Origin of the sequence: Alicycliphilus denitrificans (assembly GCF_044792555.1) — a bacterium.
GTDB lineage: Bacteria > Pseudomonadota > Gammaproteobacteria > Burkholderiales > Burkholderiaceae_C > Alicycliphilus > Alicycliphilus denitrificans_A.
Genome location: NZ_CP126238.1, coordinates 3,443,372 through 3,464,122, shown reverse-complemented (window position 1 = coordinate 3,464,122; position 20,751 = coordinate 3,443,372). Strand labels below are relative to the sequence as shown.

General features: G+C 70.6%; 16 protein-coding genes, 1 tRNA gene and 2 pseudogenes. 4 read left to right on the top strand and 15 right to left on the bottom strand.

Translation table 11 applies throughout. The features are described 5' to 3' along the window. Positions 1–21 precede the first annotated feature (21 nt). The gene (locus tag P7644_RS16475) at positions 22–1,542 is read left to right on the top strand and encodes a DegQ family serine endoprotease (RefSeq protein WP_404300321.1); all 1,521 of its coding nucleotides are present in this window, start codon (positions 22–24) and stop codon (positions 1,540–1,542) included. Between the two features lie 120 nt (positions 1,543–1,662). Here P7644_RS16475 and P7644_RS16470 read toward each other — a convergent pair whose 3' ends face one another. From P7644_RS16470 to P7644_RS16435, 8 genes and pseudogenes are all read right to left on the bottom strand, one after another. After that, positions 1,663–2,562 carry a TIGR01777 family oxidoreductase gene (locus tag P7644_RS16470; protein ID WP_404300320.1) on the bottom strand — a complete coding sequence of 300 codons (900 nt, stop codon included), beginning with the start codon at positions 2,560–2,562 and terminating at the stop codon, positions 1,663–1,665. A gap of 48 nt (positions 2,563–2,610) precedes the next feature. Beyond that, positions 2,611–2,991, bottom strand: a pseudogene (locus tag P7644_RS16465) (C-factor); the annotation flags it as partial. 228 nt (positions 2,992–3,219) lie between these two features. Next, positions 3,220–3,627: pseudogene (locus P7644_RS16460) on the bottom strand (deoxyribodipyrimidine photo-lyase); the annotation flags it as partial. Positions 3,628–3,677: 50 nt separating this feature from the next. Next, positions 3,678–3,785, bottom strand: a complete 108-nt coding sequence (locus P7644_RS16455) for a DUF2256 domain-containing protein (protein ID WP_404303233.1) — start codon at positions 3,783–3,785, stop codon at positions 3,678–3,680. 116 nt (positions 3,786–3,901) lie between these two features. After that, positions 3,902–4,405, bottom strand: a complete 504-nt coding sequence (locus tag P7644_RS16450; RefSeq protein WP_404300319.1) for a fasciclin domain-containing protein — start codon at positions 4,403–4,405, stop codon at positions 3,902–3,904. 136 nt (positions 4,406–4,541) lie between these two features. Further along, positions 4,542–6,089, bottom strand: a complete 1,548-nt coding sequence (locus P7644_RS16445) for an FAD-binding domain-containing protein (protein ID WP_404300318.1) — start codon at positions 6,087–6,089, stop codon at positions 4,542–4,544. Positions 6,090–6,112: 23 nt separating this feature from the next. Further along, positions 6,113–6,703 (bottom strand): lipocalin family protein, encoded by a 591-nt coding sequence (locus P7644_RS16440; RefSeq protein ID WP_404300317.1) that lies wholly within the window; start codon positions 6,701–6,703, stop codon positions 6,113–6,115. Positions 6,704–6,730: 27 nt separating this feature from the next. Beyond that, positions 6,731–7,705 carry a MerR family transcriptional regulator gene (locus tag P7644_RS16435; protein WP_404300316.1) on the bottom strand — a complete coding sequence of 325 codons (975 nt, stop codon included), beginning with the start codon at positions 7,703–7,705 and terminating at the stop codon, positions 6,731–6,733. 346 nt (positions 7,706–8,051) lie between these two features. Here P7644_RS16435 and P7644_RS16430 point away from each other — a divergent pair, with 346 nt between their 5' ends. The 3 genes from P7644_RS16430 to P7644_RS16420 are packed head-to-tail and all read left to right on the top strand — an operon-like array spanning position 8,052 to position 11,481. Further along, positions 8,052–8,708 (top strand): response regulator transcription factor, encoded by a 657-nt coding sequence (locus tag P7644_RS16430; RefSeq protein WP_404300315.1) that lies wholly within the window; start codon positions 8,052–8,054, stop codon positions 8,706–8,708. Beyond that, a complete protein-coding gene (locus tag P7644_RS16425; RefSeq protein WP_404300314.1) occupies positions 8,705–10,090 on the top strand; it encodes an ATP-binding protein in 1,386 nt (461 codons plus the stop codon). Before P7644_RS16430 ends, P7644_RS16425 begins: the two co-directional genes overlap by 4 nt. Then, a complete protein-coding gene (locus P7644_RS16420) occupies positions 10,087–11,481 on the top strand; it encodes a phosphatidylserine/phosphatidylglycerophosphate/cardiolipin synthase family protein (RefSeq protein WP_404300313.1) in 1,395 nt (464 codons plus the stop codon). The genes P7644_RS16425 and P7644_RS16420 overlap by 4 nt, the downstream gene beginning before the upstream one ends. A 65-nt stretch (positions 11,482–11,546) precedes the next feature. Here the strand turns inward: P7644_RS16420 and P7644_RS16415 are convergent. The 7 genes from P7644_RS16415 to P7644_RS16385 form a co-directional block, all read right to left on the bottom strand. After that, a tRNA-Arg gene (locus tag P7644_RS16415) sits at positions 11,547–11,621 on the bottom strand. Positions 11,622–11,723: 102 nt separating this feature from the next. Then, positions 11,724–15,794, bottom strand: coding sequence for a translocation/assembly module TamB domain-containing protein (locus P7644_RS16410; protein ID WP_404300312.1), 4,071 nt, complete (start codon positions 15,792–15,794; stop codon positions 11,724–11,726). A 106-nt stretch (positions 15,795–15,900) separates the two neighbouring features. Continuing rightward, positions 15,901–17,751 carry an autotransporter assembly complex family protein gene (locus P7644_RS16405; protein WP_404300311.1) on the bottom strand — a complete coding sequence of 617 codons (1,851 nt, stop codon included), beginning with the start codon at positions 17,749–17,751 and terminating at the stop codon, positions 15,901–15,903. Between the two features lie 5 nt (positions 17,752–17,756). Continuing rightward, a complete protein-coding gene (locus P7644_RS16400; RefSeq protein ID WP_404300310.1) occupies positions 17,757–18,944 on the bottom strand; it encodes a VWA domain-containing protein in 1,188 nt (395 codons plus the stop codon). Between the two features lie 18 nt (positions 18,945–18,962). Continuing rightward, positions 18,963–19,565 carry a GNAT family N-acetyltransferase gene (locus P7644_RS16395; RefSeq protein ID WP_404300309.1) on the bottom strand — a complete coding sequence of 201 codons (603 nt, stop codon included), beginning with the start codon at positions 19,563–19,565 and terminating at the stop codon, positions 18,963–18,965. Positions 19,566–19,570: 5 nt separating this feature from the next. Further along, entirely contained in the window at positions 19,571–19,795 is a 225-nt protein-coding gene (locus tag P7644_RS16390; RefSeq protein WP_404300308.1) for a hypothetical protein, read from the bottom strand. Positions 19,796–19,811: 16 nt separating this feature from the next. Continuing rightward, positions 19,812–20,654 carry an AAA family ATPase gene (locus tag P7644_RS16385; RefSeq protein ID WP_404300307.1) on the bottom strand — a complete coding sequence of 281 codons (843 nt, stop codon included), beginning with the start codon at positions 20,652–20,654 and terminating at the stop codon, positions 19,812–19,814. Between the last annotated feature and the right edge of the window lie 97 nt (positions 20,655–20,751).

The following is a 20,751-nucleotide window of genomic DNA, read 5'->3' as shown; positions in this document are numbered from 1 at the left end:
CCCGCTTTGGAAAGGCAGACCATGAACACCTTACTCACCTCTCCCCGCCGCCTCGTCCTGGCCCTGGTAGCCGCAGGCGCCCTGGGCGCCACGGGTGCGGGCTTGATCACCGCGCATGAGGCGCGCGCGCAGCAGGCCGCGGCGGTTGCGGCTGCCCCAGCGCCGGCCACGGCTCCCGCCCCCGTCGCGTTACCCGACTTTTCGGCCATCACTGCACAGTACGGCCCGGCCGTGGTGAATATCAGCGTCAGCGGGATGCGCAAGGTCTCGGGCGACGACGGCGCTGGCAGCCCCACAGCGCGCCAGCGCGGCGCCCAGGGCCTGGACCCGAACGACCCGTTCTTCGAATTTTTCCGTCGCTTTGGCATACCCGTACCCGACATGGGCGGGCCGGGCCAGCGCAACGTACCCATGCGCGGTGAGGGCTCGGGCTTCATCATCGACCCCAACGGCATCGTCCTGACCAACGCCCATGTGGTCCAGGGCGCCAGCGACGTGACCGTGAAGCTCACCGACCGGCGCGAGTTCCGCGCCAAGGTGTTGGGCATGGATCCCAAGACCGACATTGCCGTGCTCAAGATCGACGCCCATGACCTGCCCACGGTGAAGCTGGGCAACTCGAACGACCTAAAGGTGGGCGACTGGGTGCTGGCCATAGGCTCGCCCTTCGGCTTTGAAAACAGCGTCACCGCCGGCGTGGTGAGCGCCAAGGGCCGCTCGCTGCCCGATGACAGCTACGTGCCTTTCATCCAGACCGATGCCGCGGTCAACCCCGGCAATTCCGGTGGTCCGCTGTTCAACGTGCGCGGCCAGGTGGTGGGCATCAACTCGCAGATCTACAGCCGCTCGGGAGGGTTCCAGGGCCTGTCGTTTGCCATCCCCATCGAGGTTGCCACGCGCGTGGAGCGGCAGATCGTGAGCACGGGCCATGTCGAGCACGCACGCCTGGGCGTCGCGGTGCAGGAGGTCAACCAGACCTTTGCCGACTCGTTCAAGCTGCCCCGGCCCGAGGGCGCGCTGGTGGCCAATGTCGATGCCGGTGGACCGGCCGACAAGGCGGGGCTGCGCGTGGGCGACGTGATCCTCAGGATCAACGGCCAGCCCATCGTGGCCTCGGGTGATCTGCCGGCCTATGTCGGCCAGCAGGCCCCGGGCGCGAAGGTGCAGATGGAGGTCTGGCGCAAGGGTCGCACTGAAACCCTGGCCGCCACCCTGGGCAACGCCAATGACAAGACCACCAAGGTCGCCGGCAGCGATGAGGTCGTGGGCAAGGGCCAGCTCGGCCTGACGCTGCGACCGCTGCAGCCCGACGAAGCCCGCGCCGCCGGCGTGGACAAGGGCCAGGGCCTGCTGATTGAGGACGTGCGCGGCCCGGCTGCCCTGGCGGGCGTGCAAAGCGGCGATGTGCTGCTGGCCATCAACGGCACGCCGGTCAGGGGCGTGGAGCAGGTGTGCGCCGCCATCGCCCATGCGGGCAAGTCGGTGGCGCTGCTCATCGAGCGTGACGGCGACAAGATCTTCGTGCCGGTGCGCTTGGGATGAGCCCCGCGTGAACCGCGGGCACGGGGACTGAAGTGCGGCGACGCTGTCCGCACGAGCGTGGCCGGTGCGGTCTGGGAATTTTTCCCAGGCCGCTGACGCAGCCGGCTGCAAGAAGCAGGGCTAGGGTTGCAGCAGTTGCGTCAGCGCGGGCGCGAGTGTCGGGTAGCGCCAGGCAAAGCCCGCGGCGCGCGTGCGCTGCGGCGCCAGGCGCTGGCCGCCCAGCAGCAGCACGGCCATCTCGCCCAGGGCCAGGCGCAGCGCCCAGGCCGGGGCGGGCAGAGCGGCCGGGCGGTGCAGGGCGCGCGCCAGGGCGCGGGTGAAGTCCGCATTGCGCAGCGCCTCGGGTGCGCAGGCGTTGAAGGCGCCGCTGCACTCGGCGTGCCGCAACAGGTGGTCGAACAGGGCGACGAGGTCGTCGAGGTGGATCCACGGCATCCATTGCTGGCCGCTGCCCAGCCGCCCCCCCAGCCCGAGGCGAAACGGCAGCCGCAGCCGTGCCAGCATGCCGCCCTGCGGCGCCAGCACCGGGGCGATGCGCAGCACGGCCACGCGCGTGCCGGCCTGCCCGGCGCGCGCGGCCTCCTGCTCCCAGGCCATGCACAGGCGGCTGCCGAAGTCCTGGCCCCCGGGCGGGCTGCTCTCGTCCAGCGCCTCATCCCCGCGGTCGCCGTACCAGCCCACGGCGGATGCTGAAAGAAGCGTGCGCGGCGGCGTGGGCTGCCGGCCCATCCAGTCCACCAGCGTGCGCGTGAGGTCCACGCGGCTGCGCCACAGCAGCTCGCGGCGCGCCGCGCTCCAGGGGCGGTCGGCGATGGGCGCGCCCGCGAGGTTTACCACGGCGTCCAGCGGCGCGGCGCCGTCGAGCTCCTGCGGGTGGGCAATGCCCTGCGCGCCGCTGCACAGGGCGGGCACCAGGTGCGGGTCGCGGCTCCAGACCCAGAGCTGGTGGCCTTGCTGGTGCCAGTGCTGGCACAGGGCGCGGCCGATCAGGCCGGTGCCGCCGGTGAGCAGAATGCGCATGTGGTTTCTCCTGGGATGAATGCGGGGGACGGGCTGGCAGGGGCGGGCTCACCAGGGCAGGCGCTGGCCATCGTAGGCCCAGAAGCCGCCGCTGTCCTCGGGTTGCAGGCCATCGAGCACGGCCAGCAGGTCGCGCGCCGCATCGGCGGCGGGCCGGCCGATCTGCGCGCCGCGAAACGGCGCCGACAGGGCCGAGTCCACCGTGCCCGGGTGCAGCGCGGCCAGCACGGCCTGCGGGTGGGTGCGGGCGATCTCGATGGCCGCGGTTTTCAGCAGCATGTTCAGCGCCGCCTTGGAGGCGCGGTAGCCGTACCAGCCGCCCAGGCGGTTGTCACCGATGCTGCCCACCTTGGCCGAGAGCACGGCGCACAGGCTGCGCTCGCCGCGTGCCAGGTAGTGCGTGCGGTGGGCCAGCGCCGCCGCTTCACCGCCTTGCAGTCCGGCTTGCAGGTAGGGGAAGGCGCTGCGCGCATCGGCCGCAGCAGGCCCCTCGGCCAAAGCGGCCAAAGCGGCCAAAGCGGCCAAGGCCTGGGCCTGGTCGTCCGGAGATGGTTCGGGCACACCGGGTGGCCAGGCGGGCAATTCGGCGGGCGGTGGCAGGGGCGCTGGGGGTTGCAGCCCCATTGCCTCAACGGCTTGGCGAAAGGGGGTGAACAAGCCAGGCAACTGCTGCACCGACCAGGGCAACTGGTCGGGATGCAGCAGGCAGCTGTGCCACACGGTCCGCACCTGCAGGCCTGCGGCGCGCAGGGCGGCGACTTCGGCCTGTTCCTCGGGTGCCGCGATCTCCTCGCAGACGACGGTGCTGGCGCCCACGGCACGCGCCAGCGCCGGCAGGGTCTGGGTGTCAGGTGCTCGCAAAATCAATAGCTGTCTGCGCAGTACTGGAAAGGCCTGGAGCAGGTTTTGAATGGCATTTGCGAGCCAGGCATGGCGGTGCCGGCCGATGCGTGCAAAGCCCCAGGGGCTGGTGGCCTGGACATCGGGCAGGCAGACCACGGGCAGCAGGTGGCGCGTGCCTGGCGTGCCTGGACTGAGCGCACGCCCTACGATCCGGCTCGCCATGGCGCCTATCAAACCTTGCTCAAAACAGCGGGGGGTTGACACAGGGTGTCTCATGGCATGTGCCCGGGGGATGGTGCCGCAGGGCGATTGCGGCGGCAGCGCTCGGAACAGTATTGGATCGTGTCCCAGACGCGGGCCCAGCGCCTGCGCCACACCATGGGGCGCTGGCAGCAGGCGCAGACTTTCACGGGCAGTTCGTTCTTTCGGCGGGCGCGCATGGCTCAGTGTCTCGGGGCGCGGCACACGGCGCGTTGGCCGTGCGCCGCAGGGCCGCTCATGGAGCGGGCAGGATCACCTTGTCGATCACGTGCACCACGCCATTGCTGGCGAACACGTCGGTGGCGACGATGCCCGCCGAGCGCGCCCGTTGGTCGGTGATCGTGAGCGCAGGCGTCACCGTGAAGCTGCCGCCCTGCACGGTCTTGATGGGGGTGTTCACCGGTACCTCGGCCTTGAGCACGAGGCCGGGGACCACGTGGTAGGTCAGCACCTGGGTCAGCAGCGGCTTGTTGGCCAGCAGCTGCTCCTTGGTCACGCCTAGCTCGGCCAGCAGCGCCGCGAAGGCGTCGTTGGTGGGCGCGAACACGGTGTACGGGCCGGGGCCGGACAGGGTGTCGGCGAGCTGCGCGGCGGTGACCGCCTCCACCAGAATGCCCAGGCGGGCGTCGCCCTTGGCCACCTGCACGATGTTGCCGGGGCCATCGTCATCGCCCCCGCCGCAAGCCGCCACCAAGGCCACCAGCGACAGCATTAAAACCTTCTTGAGCCAGTTCAACATGTTTCGTCTCCTGCTGGATGAAATCAGAGCGTTGGCGCGCCCCAAGGCACGCCGACCGGATGCGGGGTGTCGTGTGTCCTCGTCGTGCTGCCTCCTTGCGCTGGGGGGGGAAGATGTGCCGCTGCCTGGGATGGGTTCACCAGTCCAGCGATTGCTGCACCGGAGGGTGCTGCGGCGCGCGGGGCGGGCCGCGGCGCAGGCGCGAACCGTGCTGCGCGACGATGGCGGCCTTGGCGGCCAGCACCTCGGGCCGGGCGCGCAGGGCATATACCCGGGTCTTGGCGGTGCGCGTGGAGTCGGTCAGGTCCACGAGAGGGGCCGGGATATCCCGGCCCACATGCACCGCGCAGCGCTGCTGCACGGCCGCCGGCATGCGCCAGGGCTCGAAGATCCAGGCATCGGGCACGCGCTGCAACGCGGGCAGCCAGCGGCGCACGAACAGGCCCTGCGGGTCATGGTCCTGGGCCTGCTTGACGGCGTTGTAGACGCGCGCGGCGTTGATGCCGGTGGTGCCGGCCTGCATCTGCATCTGGCTCCAGTGGATGCCGGGCTCATAGTCCAGAAACTGCCGCGCCAGCCACAGCCCCACCGGGCGCCAATGCAGCCACAGCGGATAGCAGGCCACCGAGACCAGCATGGCGCGCATGCGGAAGTTGAGCCACCCGGTCTCGCGCAGCATGGCCACACAGGCATCGACCATGGGCCAGCCGGTGCGGCCCGCCTGCAGGGCAGCGAAGTGTGCGGCGTTCCAGTCGTCCTCGCGCAGGCCGTCGTAGCCGCGGTGCAGGTTGTGGAACTCCAGCGCGGGCTCGGATTCGAGCTTCTGGATGAAATGGCAGTGCCAGTGCAGGCGGCTCATGAACGCGGCCAGGCCCTGGCGCTGGCGCGATGCCATGGCGTGGTCGGCGCCCCGCAGCTGCTCCTGGCGTTGCCGCGTGGCCTGCACCACCTCACGCATGCCCAGGCACCCCAGGGCCAGGTAGGGCGAGAGGCGCGAACAGGCCGTGGTCGCCGTGAGCGGCGAGGAGATGCCGCCCCGGTAGCCCCCGCTGCGGGCAAGCAGGAAGTCCTGTAGCAGCTGCCAGCCCAGGGTGCGCCCGCCGCGCTGGCGCTGGGGCGGGTCATGCGCGTCCAGCCCCAGTGCCTGGGCCGCGGGCCAGGCATCTCGCCAATCCCGCCAGGGCAGGGGCATGGGGCGCAGGCTGCCCGGCGCCGGTGCCGGCAGGCAGGCGGCCTGCATATGCGCCCGCCACCAGGCATGCCAGCGGTCGCGCGAGGGCAGGCGGCGCACCACGCCGTGCTGGGGCCATTCCTGCCAGGCAATGCCCTGCTGGCGGCACCAGCGGGCCACGGCGCGGTCGCGGGCGTAGGTGTGGCCGTTGCCGGTTTCCTCGTGCGACACCAGTCGTGCAAAGGGTTGCAGCGCATGCAGCCTGGCCAGCACATCGGGCAGCTCGCCCACGGCGAGGTGCAGCGGGGCACCGCAGGCGCGCAACTGCCCAGCCAGGTCGCGCAGGCTTTCCTGCAGGAAGCGGTAGTGCTGCAGCGCACAGTCGGGCTGCGCCCAGAGGCTTGGCTCCACCACGTACAGGCACAGCAGCGGGCCGCGCCGGGCCGCGTGCACCAGGGGCGCATGGTCGTGCACCCGCAGGTCGCGCTTGAACCAGACGACGGTGTAGTCCATGGCGCAGTGCCTCCGGTGCCGCTTCAGAACGCGGGGTCCTGCCGGGTGTGCGACACCCAGATGAGTGCCGAGGTGTCGACGCCCAGGGCATGTGCGCGGGCCACGATGGCCGTGCGCTGCGCGGCATCGAGCTGCTTGTCGCGCGCCAGGATCCAGCAGTAGCCGGTATCGGGCCCGAGCACCAGGGCCCAGCGGTAGTCGGGGTCCAGCGCGGCGACGTGGTAGCCGCCGTAGAACGGCCCGAAGAACGAGACCTTGAGTGAGCCGGTGGTGGGTGCGCCGGTAAACCAGGCCTTGCCCACGGCCTCGCGCCACAGGCCCGCTGCCGGGGCGAAACCGCGATTGACCACGCGCACGCTGCCGTCGGGCTGCGCGGTGTAGGTCGCCGACACATCCGTCATGCCGCGCTCGAAGGCATGGTCCAGCCGTGCCAGCTCATACCAGCGGCCCTGGTAGCGCGCCAGGTCAAACGGCGTGACAGCCTCCACCCCCGCAGGCGGGCGGGTGCTGGAGCAGCCTGCGAGCACGGCGACGCCCGCCATACACAGCACCAGCAGCAGCGGACGCAACGGACGGCACGATGCACGGACCAAGGCAAGCGCGAACGTGGGCATAACAGGGTCTTTCAGCAGTGCACGGGTTCAGTGGAGATGGCGCCACTGCGCCACCAGGGGCTGCAGCCCCGACAGCTGCGCAAGCGCCGTGACGCCATCCAACGGTTTTTGGTACAGCGCCGCACATGCCCCCCCGACCCACAACGCGGTGGCGGGCGGCAGCTGGCCGCGCAACTCGCGCAGGCTGGCATGCACCAGTGCGCCGCTATGCACATTGCTGAAGCTCAGTGCCACCACGTCGGCGCGGTGGGCCTGGGCGGCCTGCACCACATCGCCCACCGGCGTCTGCGTGCCGAGCGAGACACAGGTGCAGCCCTCCAGCACCAACAACGCCTCGACCATCAGCAGCCCCAGGCCGTGCAGCTCCTGGGGCAGGGTGGTCAGCAGCACCTTGGGCCGCTGCGGCGCCGGCAACGGCGCCAACGAGGCGATGGCGTGGCGCAGCACGCCGGTGATGACCTCCGTGAACAGGTGCTCCTCGAACACCTCGAAGCGCCCCTGCGCCCAGGCCTCGCCCGCGGCCGTGGCCAGGGGCGCCACCAGCTCGGTGACAAAGGGCGCCAGCCCCATGCGTAGCTGGGCATGGCTGAGCGCATGGCGCAGCGCCTGCGGATCGTGCGCGCCGATGGCGTCGAGCAGCGGGCCGAGCACCGCGGGGGGTGAGGCCGTGTGGATATTTGTCCTGGACAAAATTGAGGGCGACGCAGAGCCTTTCCGGGCCAGCAGGGCCTGCAGGGCGCTGGGGTCCAGGCCCACCACCTTGCCCGGGCGCAGCCCCGCATCCAGCAGGCGGCGGATGAGCTTGAGCTGCTGCACCTGCTCGGGCGGGTAGAGTCGGTCACCCACGGCATCGCGCAGGGGCTGGGGAAAGCCGTAGCGCCTTTCCCAGACCCGCAGGGTGTCCTTGGCCAGGCCGGTTTCGCGCTCCACGGCGGCTATCGACAAGTCCGGGTCACCGCCCAAGGGCGGTGTCTGGAGTGGGGTGGAGCGCATGGACTTCATGGACAAATTTTGCCGTTCGGCATTAATTGTCCAAGACAAAAATGGTTTTGTCTATGATGTGACGATAAATTCTTCGCAGCGGCTGCCCGCCGCGTGAAGGGATGAACCATTTCGACCCTGCGGTGTCATGAAGACAAACATGGCACGATGGCTTCATCTGAACTCTTGTTGCGAGGGGCCAGGAGTGCGAGTGAACGGGTGGACCGGTGCAAGCAGCGTTCTTCGAGGATGTCACCGCCATGCGCGCCTGCGCCGTGTGGCCGGCGGAACCAACGGCACCGTGCCCGCCGCGGCTGCGCAAGCGAGCCACTTGCCCTATGACACGGTCACGTTACGGAATCCGCCCATGCGCCTGCTACTGGTAGAAGACGACCCCATGATCGGCGAGGCCGTGCGTGACCTGCTTCGCGCCGAGCATTACGCCGTCGACTGGGCCACCGATGGTGACATGGCCGACACTGCCCTGGCCACCCAGCGCTACGACCTGGTGCTGCTGGACCTGGGCCTGCCGCGCCGCGATGGCCTGGCGGTGCTGCGCGCCCTGCGCGCGCGCAAGGACCGCACCCCGGTCCTGATCGCCACGGCGCGCGATGGCGTGGCCCAGCGCGTCGAGGGGCTGGATGCGGGCGCAGACGACTATGTGCTCAAGCCCTATGACCTGGACGAATTGCTGGCGCGCATACGCGCACTGCTGCGCCGCGCCAGCGGCCGGGCCGAGCCCGTGTATGAACACAAGGGCGTCACGCTCAACCCGAGCACCCGCGAGGCCATGGTGCAGGGGCGGCCGGTGGTGCTGTCGGCGCGCGAATGGGCGGTACTCGAACCCCTGCTGGCGCGCCCCGGCATGGTGCTGTCGCGCCAGCAACTCGAAGACAAGCTCTACGGCTGGGGCGACGAGGTCAGCAGCAATGCCGTCGAGGTCTACATCCACGGCCTGCGCAAGAAGCTTGGCGCGCAGCTCCTGCTCAACGTGCGCGGCCTGGGCTATATGGTGCCCAAATGAGCCAGCTGCCCCGCCCCTCGTCGCTGCGCCTGCGGCTGCTGGCGTTTTTGCTGACCGCCATTGTCCTCACCGCCTTTGTCCAGGGCATGCTGGCCTACCGCAGCGCCCTGCAGGAGGCCGATACGCTGTTCGATTACCAGATGCAGCAGACCGCGTTTGCGCTGCGCGCCGGCCTGCCGCCCGATGCGCGCGCCAGCGGCAGCGCGCTGCCCGAGTACCAGAACGACGAGCTCATCGTCCAGGTCTGGACCAACGAGGGCCTGCGCATCTTCGAGTCGGCTGTGGGCGCGGCCCTGCCCCAGAAGGCGGTGCTCGGCTTCACCGAGGTGCAGGCGCGCGGCATCACCTACCGCGTGTTTTCGCTGCAGACGCGCTCGCAGGTGATCCAGGTGGCGCAGGACATGGCCGCCCGCCGCGCCATGGCGCGCGCGCTGGCGCTGCGCTCGCTGCTGCCGCTGGCGCTGATGGCGCCGCTGCTGGCGCTGGCCGTGTGGTGGTCCGTGGGCCGCCTGCTCGCGCCCGTGGAGCGCGTGCGCGGCCAGCTGGCGCAGCGCCAGGCCGATGATCTGGTGCCCGTCAGCGACACCGGCCTGCCCAGCGAGCTGCAGCCCCTGGTGCATGAATTCAACGCCCTGCTCACGCGCGTGCAGCAGGCCTTCGAGGCGCAGCAGCATTTCGTGGCCGACGCCGCGCACGAGCTGCGCTCGCCCCTGGCCGCACTCAAGCTGCAGATACAGGGACTGCAGCGCGCCGTTGATGCCGATACGCGTGCGCTGGCCATAGCGCGCCTGGCCGGCGGCATAGACCGCGCCACGCGCCTGGTCGAGCAGCTGCTGGTCCTGGCGCGCCAGGAGGCGCAGGCCGCATCGGGCGCGCCGCTGGAGCCGGTGCCACTCGCCGACCTGGCACGCCAGGCCGTGCTGGAAGCCGCGCCCGCCGCCCGGCAGCACGGCCTGGACCTGGGCCTGGCGCCCCTGACTGCCGATGTGCAGCGCGCCACCGTGCCCGGCCATGCCCAGGCGCTGGCGATACTGCTGCGCAACCTGCTGGACAACGCCATCAAGTACACGCCCCGGGGCGGCCAGGTGGATGTGGCGCTGCAGGCCGCGCCCGGACAGCTGACGCTGCAGGTGGACGACAGCGGCCCCGGCATCGCCCCCGCGGAGCGCGAGCGCGTGCTGCAGCGCTTTCACCGCGGCCCGCAGGCGCAGGCCGATGGCACGCCGGTGGCCGGCAGCGGCCTGGGCCTGGCCATTGCCGACAGCATCGCGCGCATGCATGGCACGCGGCTGGTGCTGGGCAGCGCCCCGGGGCTGGGGGGGCTGCGCGTCAGCGTGAGCCTGGCGCGCAGCCGGGCGCAAGAGGAGAGCGCCGGCGCATGATCCGCGTGACCCTGCTCTCGGGCCTGGGCCACACGCTGCTCGTGGCCGCCGGCCTGCTGGTGTACGTGCTGGGCACGCGCATCGGCCAGCAGCGCCGCCACCCTTCGGCGGCCATGGCCTGGGTGCTGGGCATGCTCACCTTTCCCTACCTGACCCTGCCGTTGTTTCTGTTGTTCGGCGCGCGCAAGTTCGTGCGGCCCGCACGCCGGGTGCGCGTGCAGGCATTGCAGCTGCCCGATGGCGGCCCGCCCTGGGCCACGCGCCTGCTGGCCGGCATGGAGCTGGCGCCTGCCGTGCGCAATGTGCGCGTGCTGCTGCACGCCGATGGCGCCCAATCCCTGCAGTCGCTGCTGGCCACCATTGCCTCGGCGCGCCAGCGGCTGGACGTCTGCACCTACATATTTGCCAATGACGACACCGGCCGCCAGATCGCCCAGGCCTTGCTGGAGCGCGTGCGCCACGGTGTCAGCGTGCGCCTGCTGGTGGACGCCATGGGCGGCATGGGCATGCCGGGGGGCATGCTGCGCAGCCTCAAGCGCCAGGGCGTGCAGGTGCGCCGCTTCATGCCGCTGTTGCACAACCCGCTGCACGGGCGCGTCAACCTGCGCAACCACCGCAAGCTGGCCGTGGCCGACGGCCAGCGCCTGTGGAGCGGCGGGCGCAACCTGGCCAGCGAGTATTTCATTGATCGGCCCGGCCGGCCGGCGTGGATCGACCTGAGCTACGAGGTGCACGGCCCCCTGGCCGCCCAGGCCCTGGCGCAGTTCAACACCGACTGGCGCGTGGCCCGGGGCCTGGCCCTGCGCAAGGCGCGCCGGCCGCACGGCACGCCCGGCCTGCATGCGCCCGCTCGTGGCCCCCTGGCGCAGTGGGTGGCCAGCGGTCCCGACCATGCCGACGACACCGTGCACGCCTTGCTGCTGGCCGCGGCCTACCACGCCCAGCGGCGCATCGTGGCCGTCACGCCGTACTTCGTGCCCGACCAGGCCCTGCTCGACGCCTGGTGCCTGGCCTGCCGCCGCGGCGTGCGCGTGAGCCTGCTGCTGCCCGCGCGCTCCAACCACCGCCTGGCCGACATGGCGCGCGAGCGCGCGCTGCGCGACCTGAGTGCCGCCGGTGCCCAGGTGTGGCTGGCCCCTGCCATGGTGCACGCCAAGGCCGTGCTCATAGACGACGACCTGGCCCTGGTGGGCTCGCTGAATCTGGACGCGCGCAGCCTGTTCCTGAACTACGAGGCCATGACCGCGTTCTATGGCGCCGAGGAACTGCGCTGGCTCTCGCAATGGTGCGCAGGGCTCATCGCCCAGGCCCGCCCCTACCACGCGCGCCGCCCTTCCTGGCCGCGCGACATTACGGAAGGAATGGTGCGGGCGCTGGGGTTCCAGCTATAGCGCGGCGCCCATGGGCCCATGAAACCAGAAGCCGCCCCTTCCTTTGGAAGCGGCGGCCTTGAAAGTGGTCCCCCCGACAGGAATCGAACCTGTATCTAGCGCTTAGGAGGCGCTCGTTCTATCCATTGAACTACGGGGAGGGAGGCCAGATTGTAAGGGCCTGGCGGCAGGGTTATTTCGCAATCAAAATAATAGCTTCTAACGCTTGCTGAATAAGCGTTGCGGGCTGATTTGGTTTGAATTCAGTCATAGCGCACGGTGTAGATCAGGTCCACCGCGCTTTGCATGCCCGTCTGCCCGCGCAGCGTGAGGTGCTTGGACAGGTCATAGAAGATGTAGAGCGTGCCCAGCACGCCCGAGAGGCTGCGCTCGTAGGTCACGTACAAGTCCTTGGACAGGCGCTTGCCCAGGGTGAGGGCGGCCTCGCTGGCGTCGGCGCCGGCCTGCGGGCCCTTGAAGCCGATTTCGTCCAGGCCCAGGTGCCGGGCGATGCCCGCCGTGCCGTCGCCGCCGCCGCGGCCCAGGAAGGCCAGGGCGGCCTGCTGCAGCAGGGCGGCCTCGGCGCCGCCGGCGCTGGCGCTGCGGCCCAGCACCACCCAGGAGAGCTTTTCGGCGTCGGGCAGATCTGGGTCGGCATACAGGCGCACGCGCGGCGCGCGCGCCGTGCCCGTGACCTGCACGCCGGCGCGCACGCTGATGTTGGGGCGCAGTGCCAGCACGTCCAGCGCCGGGTTGTCGTACGGGCCGTTGAAGCGCAGCAGGCCGCTTTCCACGTCCAGCGCCTGGCCCCAGGCGCGGTAGCGGCCCTGCACGGTGCGCAGCTCGCCGGTGACGCGCGGCTGGCCGCCGGTGGCGCTGCTGCTGCGTATCTCCAGCTGGCCTTGCAGGCGCGTGCTGATGCCGTGGCCCTGCAGCGCGAAGTCCTCGCCCAGATCGAGCGTGATGGCGATGTCGGGCGGCCTGGCGGCCTGCACCTGGCCCGATGCCTGGCTGGCCTTGTCGGCCCGGGCCGCGGCCGCGCGCCGCAGGGCGGCCGAGTGCACGACCACGTCGGCGCCCAGCCGGGGCGCGCCCGATTCGGCCAGGATGATGGTGGCGCGGTCGGTCTTGAGCCGGCCGCGCAGCGTGAATTGCCCGCCCTGCAGCCGCGCCTGCAGATCGCCCGAGACGCTGAGCTGCCGGTCGGCGCGCACCAGCAGCTGCAGCGCCTGGGCCCTGGCGCGCAGATCCATGGTGATGCCCGACAGGCCGGGCGCGCCCGCCTCGCCCGTGCTGCCCCAGGTGATGCTGCCGCTGCCGCTGAGGGTGCCGCCGTCCTGCGGTGCGGCCGTGCGGTTGCCGCTGTAGCCGGCGATGCGCGCGCGGCCGCCCTGGCCGCCGTGCAGGCTCAGCTCGGTGATGCTGAGTTGCTGGCCCTGCAGCGTGGCGCGCAGGCGGCCGCCCTGCAGGTCCACGCCGTCGAGCAGCGAGCGCACGCCGAACTGCTCGGCCGCCAGCTGCCCGCTCCAACGCGGTGCGGCGCGCGTGCCGCTCAGGCGCGCATCGGCGCTCAGGGTGCCGCGCACGCGCCAGCCGGGCGGCGCCAGCGTGGACCACACGCCCACGTCGGGCAGCTCGGCGCGCACGCTGGCGGCCAGCGGGGCGTCTTCGGGCCAGGTCCAGCCGCCTGCGGTGCGTGCCAGGCTGGTGCGGCCAGCCAGTTGCACGCGGCCGGCGCGTTCGCTGTCCCAGTCCAGCTCTGCGCGCAGGGCGTCGCCATCGGCGCTGAGCGTGAGCGCTGCCCGGCGCAGGCCGGCGGGGGTGCTGGCGCCCACCCGGGGCAGGGCCGCGGCCTGGCCCTGGCCGCTGCTGTGCACCACGCTGGGGGCGTCCGCGTCGCCGGTAAGGAGGCTGAGGTCGCCGCTGGCGCGCTCCACCGTGGCGCTGGCGCGCAGGTGCTCGCCGGCGTCTATGTCCCAGCGGCCGTTGAGCACCAGGTCGCCGCTGAGGCCCAGGCGCGCAAGGGCGTCCTGCCCGTCCGAATGTCCGTCTATCTGCCAGGCCCTGGCCCAGGCCAGCGGCAGGCCGATCAGTTCGCCCTGGCTGCGCAGCCGGGCCGCGCCTTGCGTGCCTGCTGCGCCCTGCGCGTAGTGCAGCGGCTGCCAGCGCAGCTGCACCTTGCCGGGCGCGGGGCCGCTCAGCTCGGCCTGGCCGGCCGTGGCCTCCAGTTCCAGCTGCGGCGCTTGGCGCAGGGTGATGGCCAGGGGCTGGGCCAGGTGCAGCGCCCACGGGCCGGGCTGGCCGGTGGCGCTGGCCTGTAGCTGCAGGGCGTTGACCTGCGCCTGCCAGCGGCCTGCGCCGCGCTGGCCTGCCTCTGCACGCAGCTGCAGCCGGGCGCGCAGCTCCGGTTGGCCGGGCCCTTGCACGTGGCGCAGCGTGCCGTCCCACTGCAGGCTGGCCTGGGCCAGCGTGCCGGACAGGGTGGCACTGGTGTGCTGCAGTTCCAGCGCCAGCGGCGCCGCGCCCTCTGGCCCGGGCTGGCTGATCTGCAGGCGCGGCGCCGACAGACGGGCCTGCAGCGCAAAGCCGCCATCGCCCGCCGTGGCTTTCTGTCCATCGCCGGCCAGCAGGCCGGCGGCCTGCAGCTGGCGCTGTAGCTGCTGCCAGCCGCCCTGCCAGTCGGCGCTGAAGGCAGCATTGCCCTCCAGGCCCCAGCCGGCGCTGGCCCCGGCCATGCCGGGCAGGGCCTGCAGCCAGCGCTGGCTGCGCTGTGCGTCCTGCAGATCCAGGGCCAGCCGGCCCTTGCCGCTCTGGGGCGCGATCTGGCCGTCGAACTGCGCCGTGGCTCCGGGCAGACTGGCCTGCAGCCGGCCCTGCAGCGACGGTGCGGCGGTGCTGATGTGCAGATCCTGCCCCTGCAGCCGGGCCTGCAGGGCGTGGAGCTGCAGGCGCGCGATGGCGAGCCTGCCGTCCTGCCACTGGCCTTGGGCGGTCAGCCGGTCCAGGCGCAGTGCCGCGCCGCTGCTGGCTGTGGCGCGTGCGGCTGCGGCGCGCAGGTCGACGGCAAAGCGCACGGCGCCGTCATCGCTCCCGTCGGCGCTGATCTGCCCGTTCAGCGGCGCGGCGTCCAGCAGGCTGTGCAGGGCCGCGGGGTTGAGTGCGCGCAGCTCGGCGCGGCCCTGCAGCGTCTGCGTGGCGGGCCGGTAGCTGCCCTGCAGGCTGGCGCTGCCCTTGCCCAGCTGCAGCCGGGCCTCGGTCACGGCCCATTCCTGGCCGTCGTAGCTGGCCTGGGCCTGCAGGCTGTCCAGCGGCAGGCGCTGCCTGTCCCAGGGGCCGGGCGCGGCGTTGTGCAGCCGCGCCTGCATGGCCCAGCCATGGGCGGTGGGCTCCACGCTGGCGCTGCCGCTCAGCTGCGTGGCCGGTGCCTGGGGCCAGAGCGCCGCCAGGTCCAGCCCCTGCAGATCGGCGGCGGCCTGCAGCAGGGGCTGGCTGGCCCAGGGGGCGATGCGTGCCTGCAGGTCGGCGCTCAGCGGCGGCTGGGTGTCTGCCGCGCCGCGCAGCCGGGCCGTCACCTCCAGCCGGGCGTCGGCCGTGGCGAGCTGGCCCTGTACTTCGGCCTGGGCCTGGGCCTGCAGCGGCTGCGCGCTGCCGGGCACCTCGGTCTGCAGGCTGCCGCTCAGGCGGGCCGACAGCGCCATGGGCGCGGCCGCCTGCAGCCGGGCCTGCAGCGCATAGCGGCCCTGGGCCAGCGCGACCTGGTCCACGGTCAGGTGGTGCTGCGCGCCGTCGTAGCGGTAGTTGCCGGTCAGGCCGTCGATGGCGATGGGGCTGGGGCCGGCCCAGGTGATGTGCTGCACGCGAAACGGCAGCGCCACCTGCAGCGGCAGTAACAGCTGCTCCAGCGGCGCGCTGGGCTCGCTGCTGGGCGCGCCCGGCGTGAGGGTGAGCCGCGCCAGCTCCAGGCTGTCTATGCGCAGCTCGCGGCGCAGCAGCGGCGCCAGGCGCCAGCTGATCTGGGCGTCGCGTACCTCCACGGCCAGCTGGGGGCTGCTCCAGCGCAGCCAGCCTATGCGCCCGCCGGCGCGCAGCGAGCCGCTGACCTCGCCCGCCTGCAGGCTCTGGCCCTCGGGCAGGTACTGCGCCGCGCGCGTGAGCGTGGCGGCCAGCGAGCCGCTGCTGCCGGCCCACCACCACAGCGCGCCGGCCAGCGCCAGAGCCAGGACCAGCAGCCCTGCGGCCAGGCTCTGCACCATGCGCCAGCGGCCGCGGCGCGGTGCTTGCGGCTGCGGCGCGGCGGCCGCGGCGTAGGGCTGGGGGTCGTAGGGCGATGTCATGGATTGCAAAAACGATAGCTGTTTGCGCTTGAATCTACTGGGTTTATCTATAAAAAATGCTTGAAACCAATATGTAGTAAGCGCGAATAGCTCATAAATTTATAAATCAAAATGTATAGCCCAGCCGCAGGTGCAGGCGCAGCTCGTGCGACTGCAGGCCATAGCCCAGGTCGGCCTGCAGTGGCCCCACCGGGCTGCGCCAGCGCAGGCCCGCGCCCAGGCCCACGCGCGCGCTCATTTCGCCGGGTTTGTCGGCCACGGCGCCGGCGTCCACGAACAGGGCGCCTTCAAAGTCCGTGCGGTTGCCGCGCACGGTGATGGGGCGCTGCCACTCGGCGCTGCCCACGGCCATGTAGCGCCCGCCGAACAACTGGCCGTTGTTGATGCCCGCGCCTATGCTGCGGTAGCCGTAGCCGCGCACGCTGGTGTCGCCGCCGGTCAGGAACAGCTGGGTCACGGGGATGTCGGCATCTGCGCGCGCCAGCACCGCGCCGCCCTCCAGGCGCAACGACAGGCGGCTAGCGCGGCGCACCTGCTCGCCCAGGTCCACGCGCCCCAGGTCGATGAAGGACTGCCAGCGCAGCTGCGTGCGCACGAAGGGAGCGCCGAACGGGCGCAGCGTGCTGCCCAGGCCGATCTCGCCGGCCAGGCCCCAGCCGCGCGTGGGCGCGGTGTTGTTGTTGAAGTAGCGCCCGGTCCAGCCGAAGTTGCCGCTGATGGCGCTGCTCGATGGCGGCGCGCCGGGGTCGCGGCTCTTGGCCGTGTCGTGCTGCAGGAAATAGCTGCGGTCGATGTGGTCGCCGTTTTGCGTGCGCCCGGCGCGCAGGCGCGTGCTGTCCACGTCGAAGCTGCCCGTGGCCTCGCGCTGCAGCTGCGCGCCGGTGAACCAGCGCCAGCCGCTGGCCGAGGGCAGTGCGGTCCAGTCGGTGGAGATCAGGCCGAGGTTGCGGTCCAGGCTCACCTTGCTCACGGCGCGCCAGCCCAAGGCCGGCAGGCGGTTGTGGACATGGTCCATGGACAGGCGCGGCCCGCTGTCGGTGGAGATGCCGACACCGAAGACCAGCTTTTGCAGCGGCGCGTCGCGCACCTGGGCGATGACGGGCGCGGCCTGCGGGTCGGCGGCCCCGGTGTCCAGCGTGAGGAACACCGCGTCGTAGTAGCCGCTCGCGGCCAGGCGCTGCTGGGCGTCGAGCAGCCGGGCCTCGCTGTAGTCCGCACCCGTGGGCAGAAGCGCGATGCGGGCCAGGCCCAGGCTGTCGTAGCGCTCGCCGCCGCGCATCTGCAGCGGGCCGAAGCGGTAGGCAGGGCCGCTGTCGTACTGCGCCGAGAGGCGCGCCTGGGCGCTGTCGGCGTCCACATCGGCGCGGCTCTCGGTGATACGCGCGGTCGGATAGCGGCGTGCCTGCAGGCTGCGCAGGCCCTGGGTCTTGGCCTCGTCCCAGGCCTGCTGGGTGAAGGGCGCGCCCGCCGGCAGGCCCCAGCCGCGCTGCAGCTGGGCCTGGCGGCGCGCCAGGTCCTCGGTGGGCGCGCCGCTGCCGGCCAGGGCGATGTCCACGCTGGCGATATGCGTGCGCGGGCCGGGCAGCACGCGCACCTGCACGCGGCGTGTCGGCAGCTCCTGGTGCAGCGCAAGGGTGATCTCGGGGCTGAAATAGCCCAGCGTGGCCAGCAGCTCGCGTGCGTTGGCGTCGGCCGCCTGCAGCAGGCGGGCGAGCTCGCTGGCCTGCAGGTCGGGCAGCTTGCGAAAGCGCTGCAGCTCCAGGTGCTGGCCCAGGTAGGCGCGGATGTCGTCGTCCTCGGCCTGTATGTCGAGCGCGAAGGCATCGCGCTCGCTGTCTTGCGCCGCGGCTGCTGCGGGCTCCGGCGACAGCACGCTGCAGCCCTGCAGCAGCATGACGATGAGGGGCAAAAACAGCAACGCCGGCCACCGGGCCGGCGCTGAAGGCTTGTGGATCATGCGGGCTATTTTGACAAAAGCCGCATCGTTTCTTCGAGGCCCTTGAGCGACAGCGGGTACATGCGCTGGCCCATGAGCTGCTGCACGATGCTGATGCTCTGGCGGTACTGCCACACGCCCTGCGGCTCGGGGTTGATCCAGGCGAACTTGGGGAAGGCGTGCGTCAGGCGCTGCAGCCACTCGGCGCCGGGCTCCTCGTTGTTGTATTCCACGCTGCCGCCGGGCTGCAGGATCTCGTAGGGGCTCATCGTTGCGTCGCCCACGAAGATCAGCTTGTAGTCCTTGTTGTACTTGCGGATGATGTCCCAGGTCGGGAACTTCTCGGCGAAGCGGCGGCGGTTGTTCTTCCACATGAAGTCGTAGACGCAGTTGTGGAAGTAATAGAACTCCAGGTGCTTGAACTCGCTCTTCACGGCGCTGAACAGTTCTTCCACGCGCTGGATATGCTCGTCCATGGTGCCGCCCACGTCCATGAGCAGCAGCACCTTCACGTTGTTGTGGCGCTCGGGCACCATCTTGATGTCTAGGTAGCCGGCATTGGCCGCCGTGGCGCGAATGGTGTCGGGCAGGTCCAGCTCCAGTTCATGCCCCTCGCGCGCGAACTTGCGCAGCCGGCGCAGCGCCACCTTGATGTTGCGCGTGCCCAGCTCCTGGCTGTCGTCGTAGTCGCGGTAGGCGCGCTGCTCCCAGACCTTGACCGCGCTCTTGTTCTTGCCGGCGCCGCCGATGCGTATGCCCTGCGGGTTGTAGCCGCCATGGCCGAAGGGGCTGGTGCCGCCCGTGCCGATCCACTTGCTGCCGCCCTCGTGCCGACCTTTCTGCTCTTCCAGGCGTTTCTTCAGCGTCTCCATTAGCTCGTCCCAGCCCATCTTCTCGATGGCGGCCTTCTGCTCGGGCGTCAGCTCGCGCTCCAGCATCTTGCGCAGCCAGTCGGCGGGGATTTCCTTGCTGAAGTCGGCCAGCATCTCCACGCCCTTGAAGTAGGCGGCAAAGGCGCGGTCGAACTTGTCGAAATGCTTTTCGTCCTTGACCAGCGCGGTGCGCGCGAGGTAGTAGAAGTCGTCCAGGCTCCAGGCATCGTCGGACTTGGGGCCGACCACGCCGGCCTGCAGGGCTTCGAGCAGGGTGAGGAATTCCTTGACGGACACCGGCAGCTTGCCGGCGCGCAGGGTGTAAAAAAAGTCGATCAACATGAAATAGGCCTCTAGCGCTTATTCCGTCTGCGCATGCTGCTTCAGAAGGTATAGCAATTGGGCGCGAGCCTCGGGCCATTCTCCCGCGCGCATGCTGTACATCACCGTGTCGCGGATGGTGCCGTCGCGGCGCAGCGCGTGGCCGCGGATCACGCCGTCCTTCTTCGCTCCCAGGCGCTCGATGGCGCGCTGTGACGCAAAGTTGTAGTTGTCTGTGCGCCAGCCCACCACATGGCATTGCAGCGTATCGAAGGCGTGGCCCATCATCAGCAGCTTGGCGGTGGTGTTGACATGCGTGCGCTGCACGCTGCGGGCGTACCAGGTCCAGCCGATTTCCACGCGCTTCACTGCGGGCAGGATGTCGTGGTAGCTGGTGCTGCCCAGCACGCGGCCCGTGGCGTCGTCGAGCACCGCGAAGGCGAAGCGGTTGCCGTCCGCGCGCATCTGCAGTGCGGCTTCGATGTAGGCGCGCGTGTCCTGCGGCTCGGGCACCGAGGTGATGCGCAGCTTCCACAGTTCGCCGTCGGTCGCGGCAGCGGCCAGGCCGGCCTCGTGCGCCAGGGCTAGCGGCTCCAGGAGCACGCCGTTGCGGCGCAGGGTGATGGGTTCGACAAAGGCCATGGTGGCTATTCCTTGACGGCGCGGGATGCGCGCCAGCGCCGTGCTGCATGCAGCCCCAGGCCGCCACCCAGGCCTACGAGGGCGATGCCCGCGATGCTGGCCATGCCATAGCCTTCATGAAAGATGTCCAGACCCAGCAGCAGGCCTGCGCCGTAGCCGGCGAGCGCGCCGACCACGAAGCCTGCGGCATCGGACAAGCCTTCCAGCAACAAGCGTTGTGCTGCGCTCATGCCTGTGTACCAAGGGTCAGCGGTTGCGCTGGTTCATGAACACCAGCTTCTCGAACAGGCTCACGTCCTGCTCGTTCTTCAGCAGCGCGCCCACCAGCGGCGGCACGCTGACCTTGTTGTCCTGGCTTTGCAGGGCCTCAAGCGGGATCTCCTCGGCCACCAGCAGCTTGAGCCAGTCGATGAGCTCGCTGGTCGAGGGCTTCTTCTTCAGCCCAGGCAGGCCGCGCACGTCGTAGAAGGTCTTCATGGCCACCGCGAGGAGCTCGGCCTTGAGCGTGGGGAAATGCACGTCGACGATCTTCTTCATCGTCTCGGCCTCGGGGAACTTGATGTAGTGGAAGAAGCAGCGGCGCAGGAAGGCGTCGGGCAGTTCCTTCTCGTTGTTCGAGGTGATGAAGACCAGCGGCCGGTGCTTGGCCCGCACCATCTCGCGCGTCTCGTAGCAGTAGAACTCCATGCGGTCGAGCTCGCGCAGCAGGTCGTTGGGGAATTCGATGTCGGCCTTGTCGATCTCGTCGATCAAGAGCGCCACGGGCTCATCGGCCGTGAACGCCTGCCACAGCACGCCCTTGACGATGTAGTTGTGGATGTCCTTGACGCGTTCGTCGCCCAGCTGCGAGTCGCGCAGGCGGCTTACCGCGTCGTATTCGTACAGGCCCTGCTGCGCCTTGGTGGTGGACTTGATGTGCCATTGCAGCAGCGGCATGTCCAGCGCCTGCGCCACCTCCTCGGCGAGCATGGTCTTGCCCGTGCCGGGTTCGCCCTTGACGAGCAGCGGACGCTGCAGTTTGATGGCGGCGTTGACGGCCAGCATCAGGTCTTGCGTGGCAACGTAATTCTGTGAACCTTGGAACTTCATGGGCCTTGGGATAGGGAAATCGTTGATGAAAAGGCTTGACAAGCACTACCTATAATCATTTGCGACCAGGATCGCGGAGACAACCAATCGTCTGATT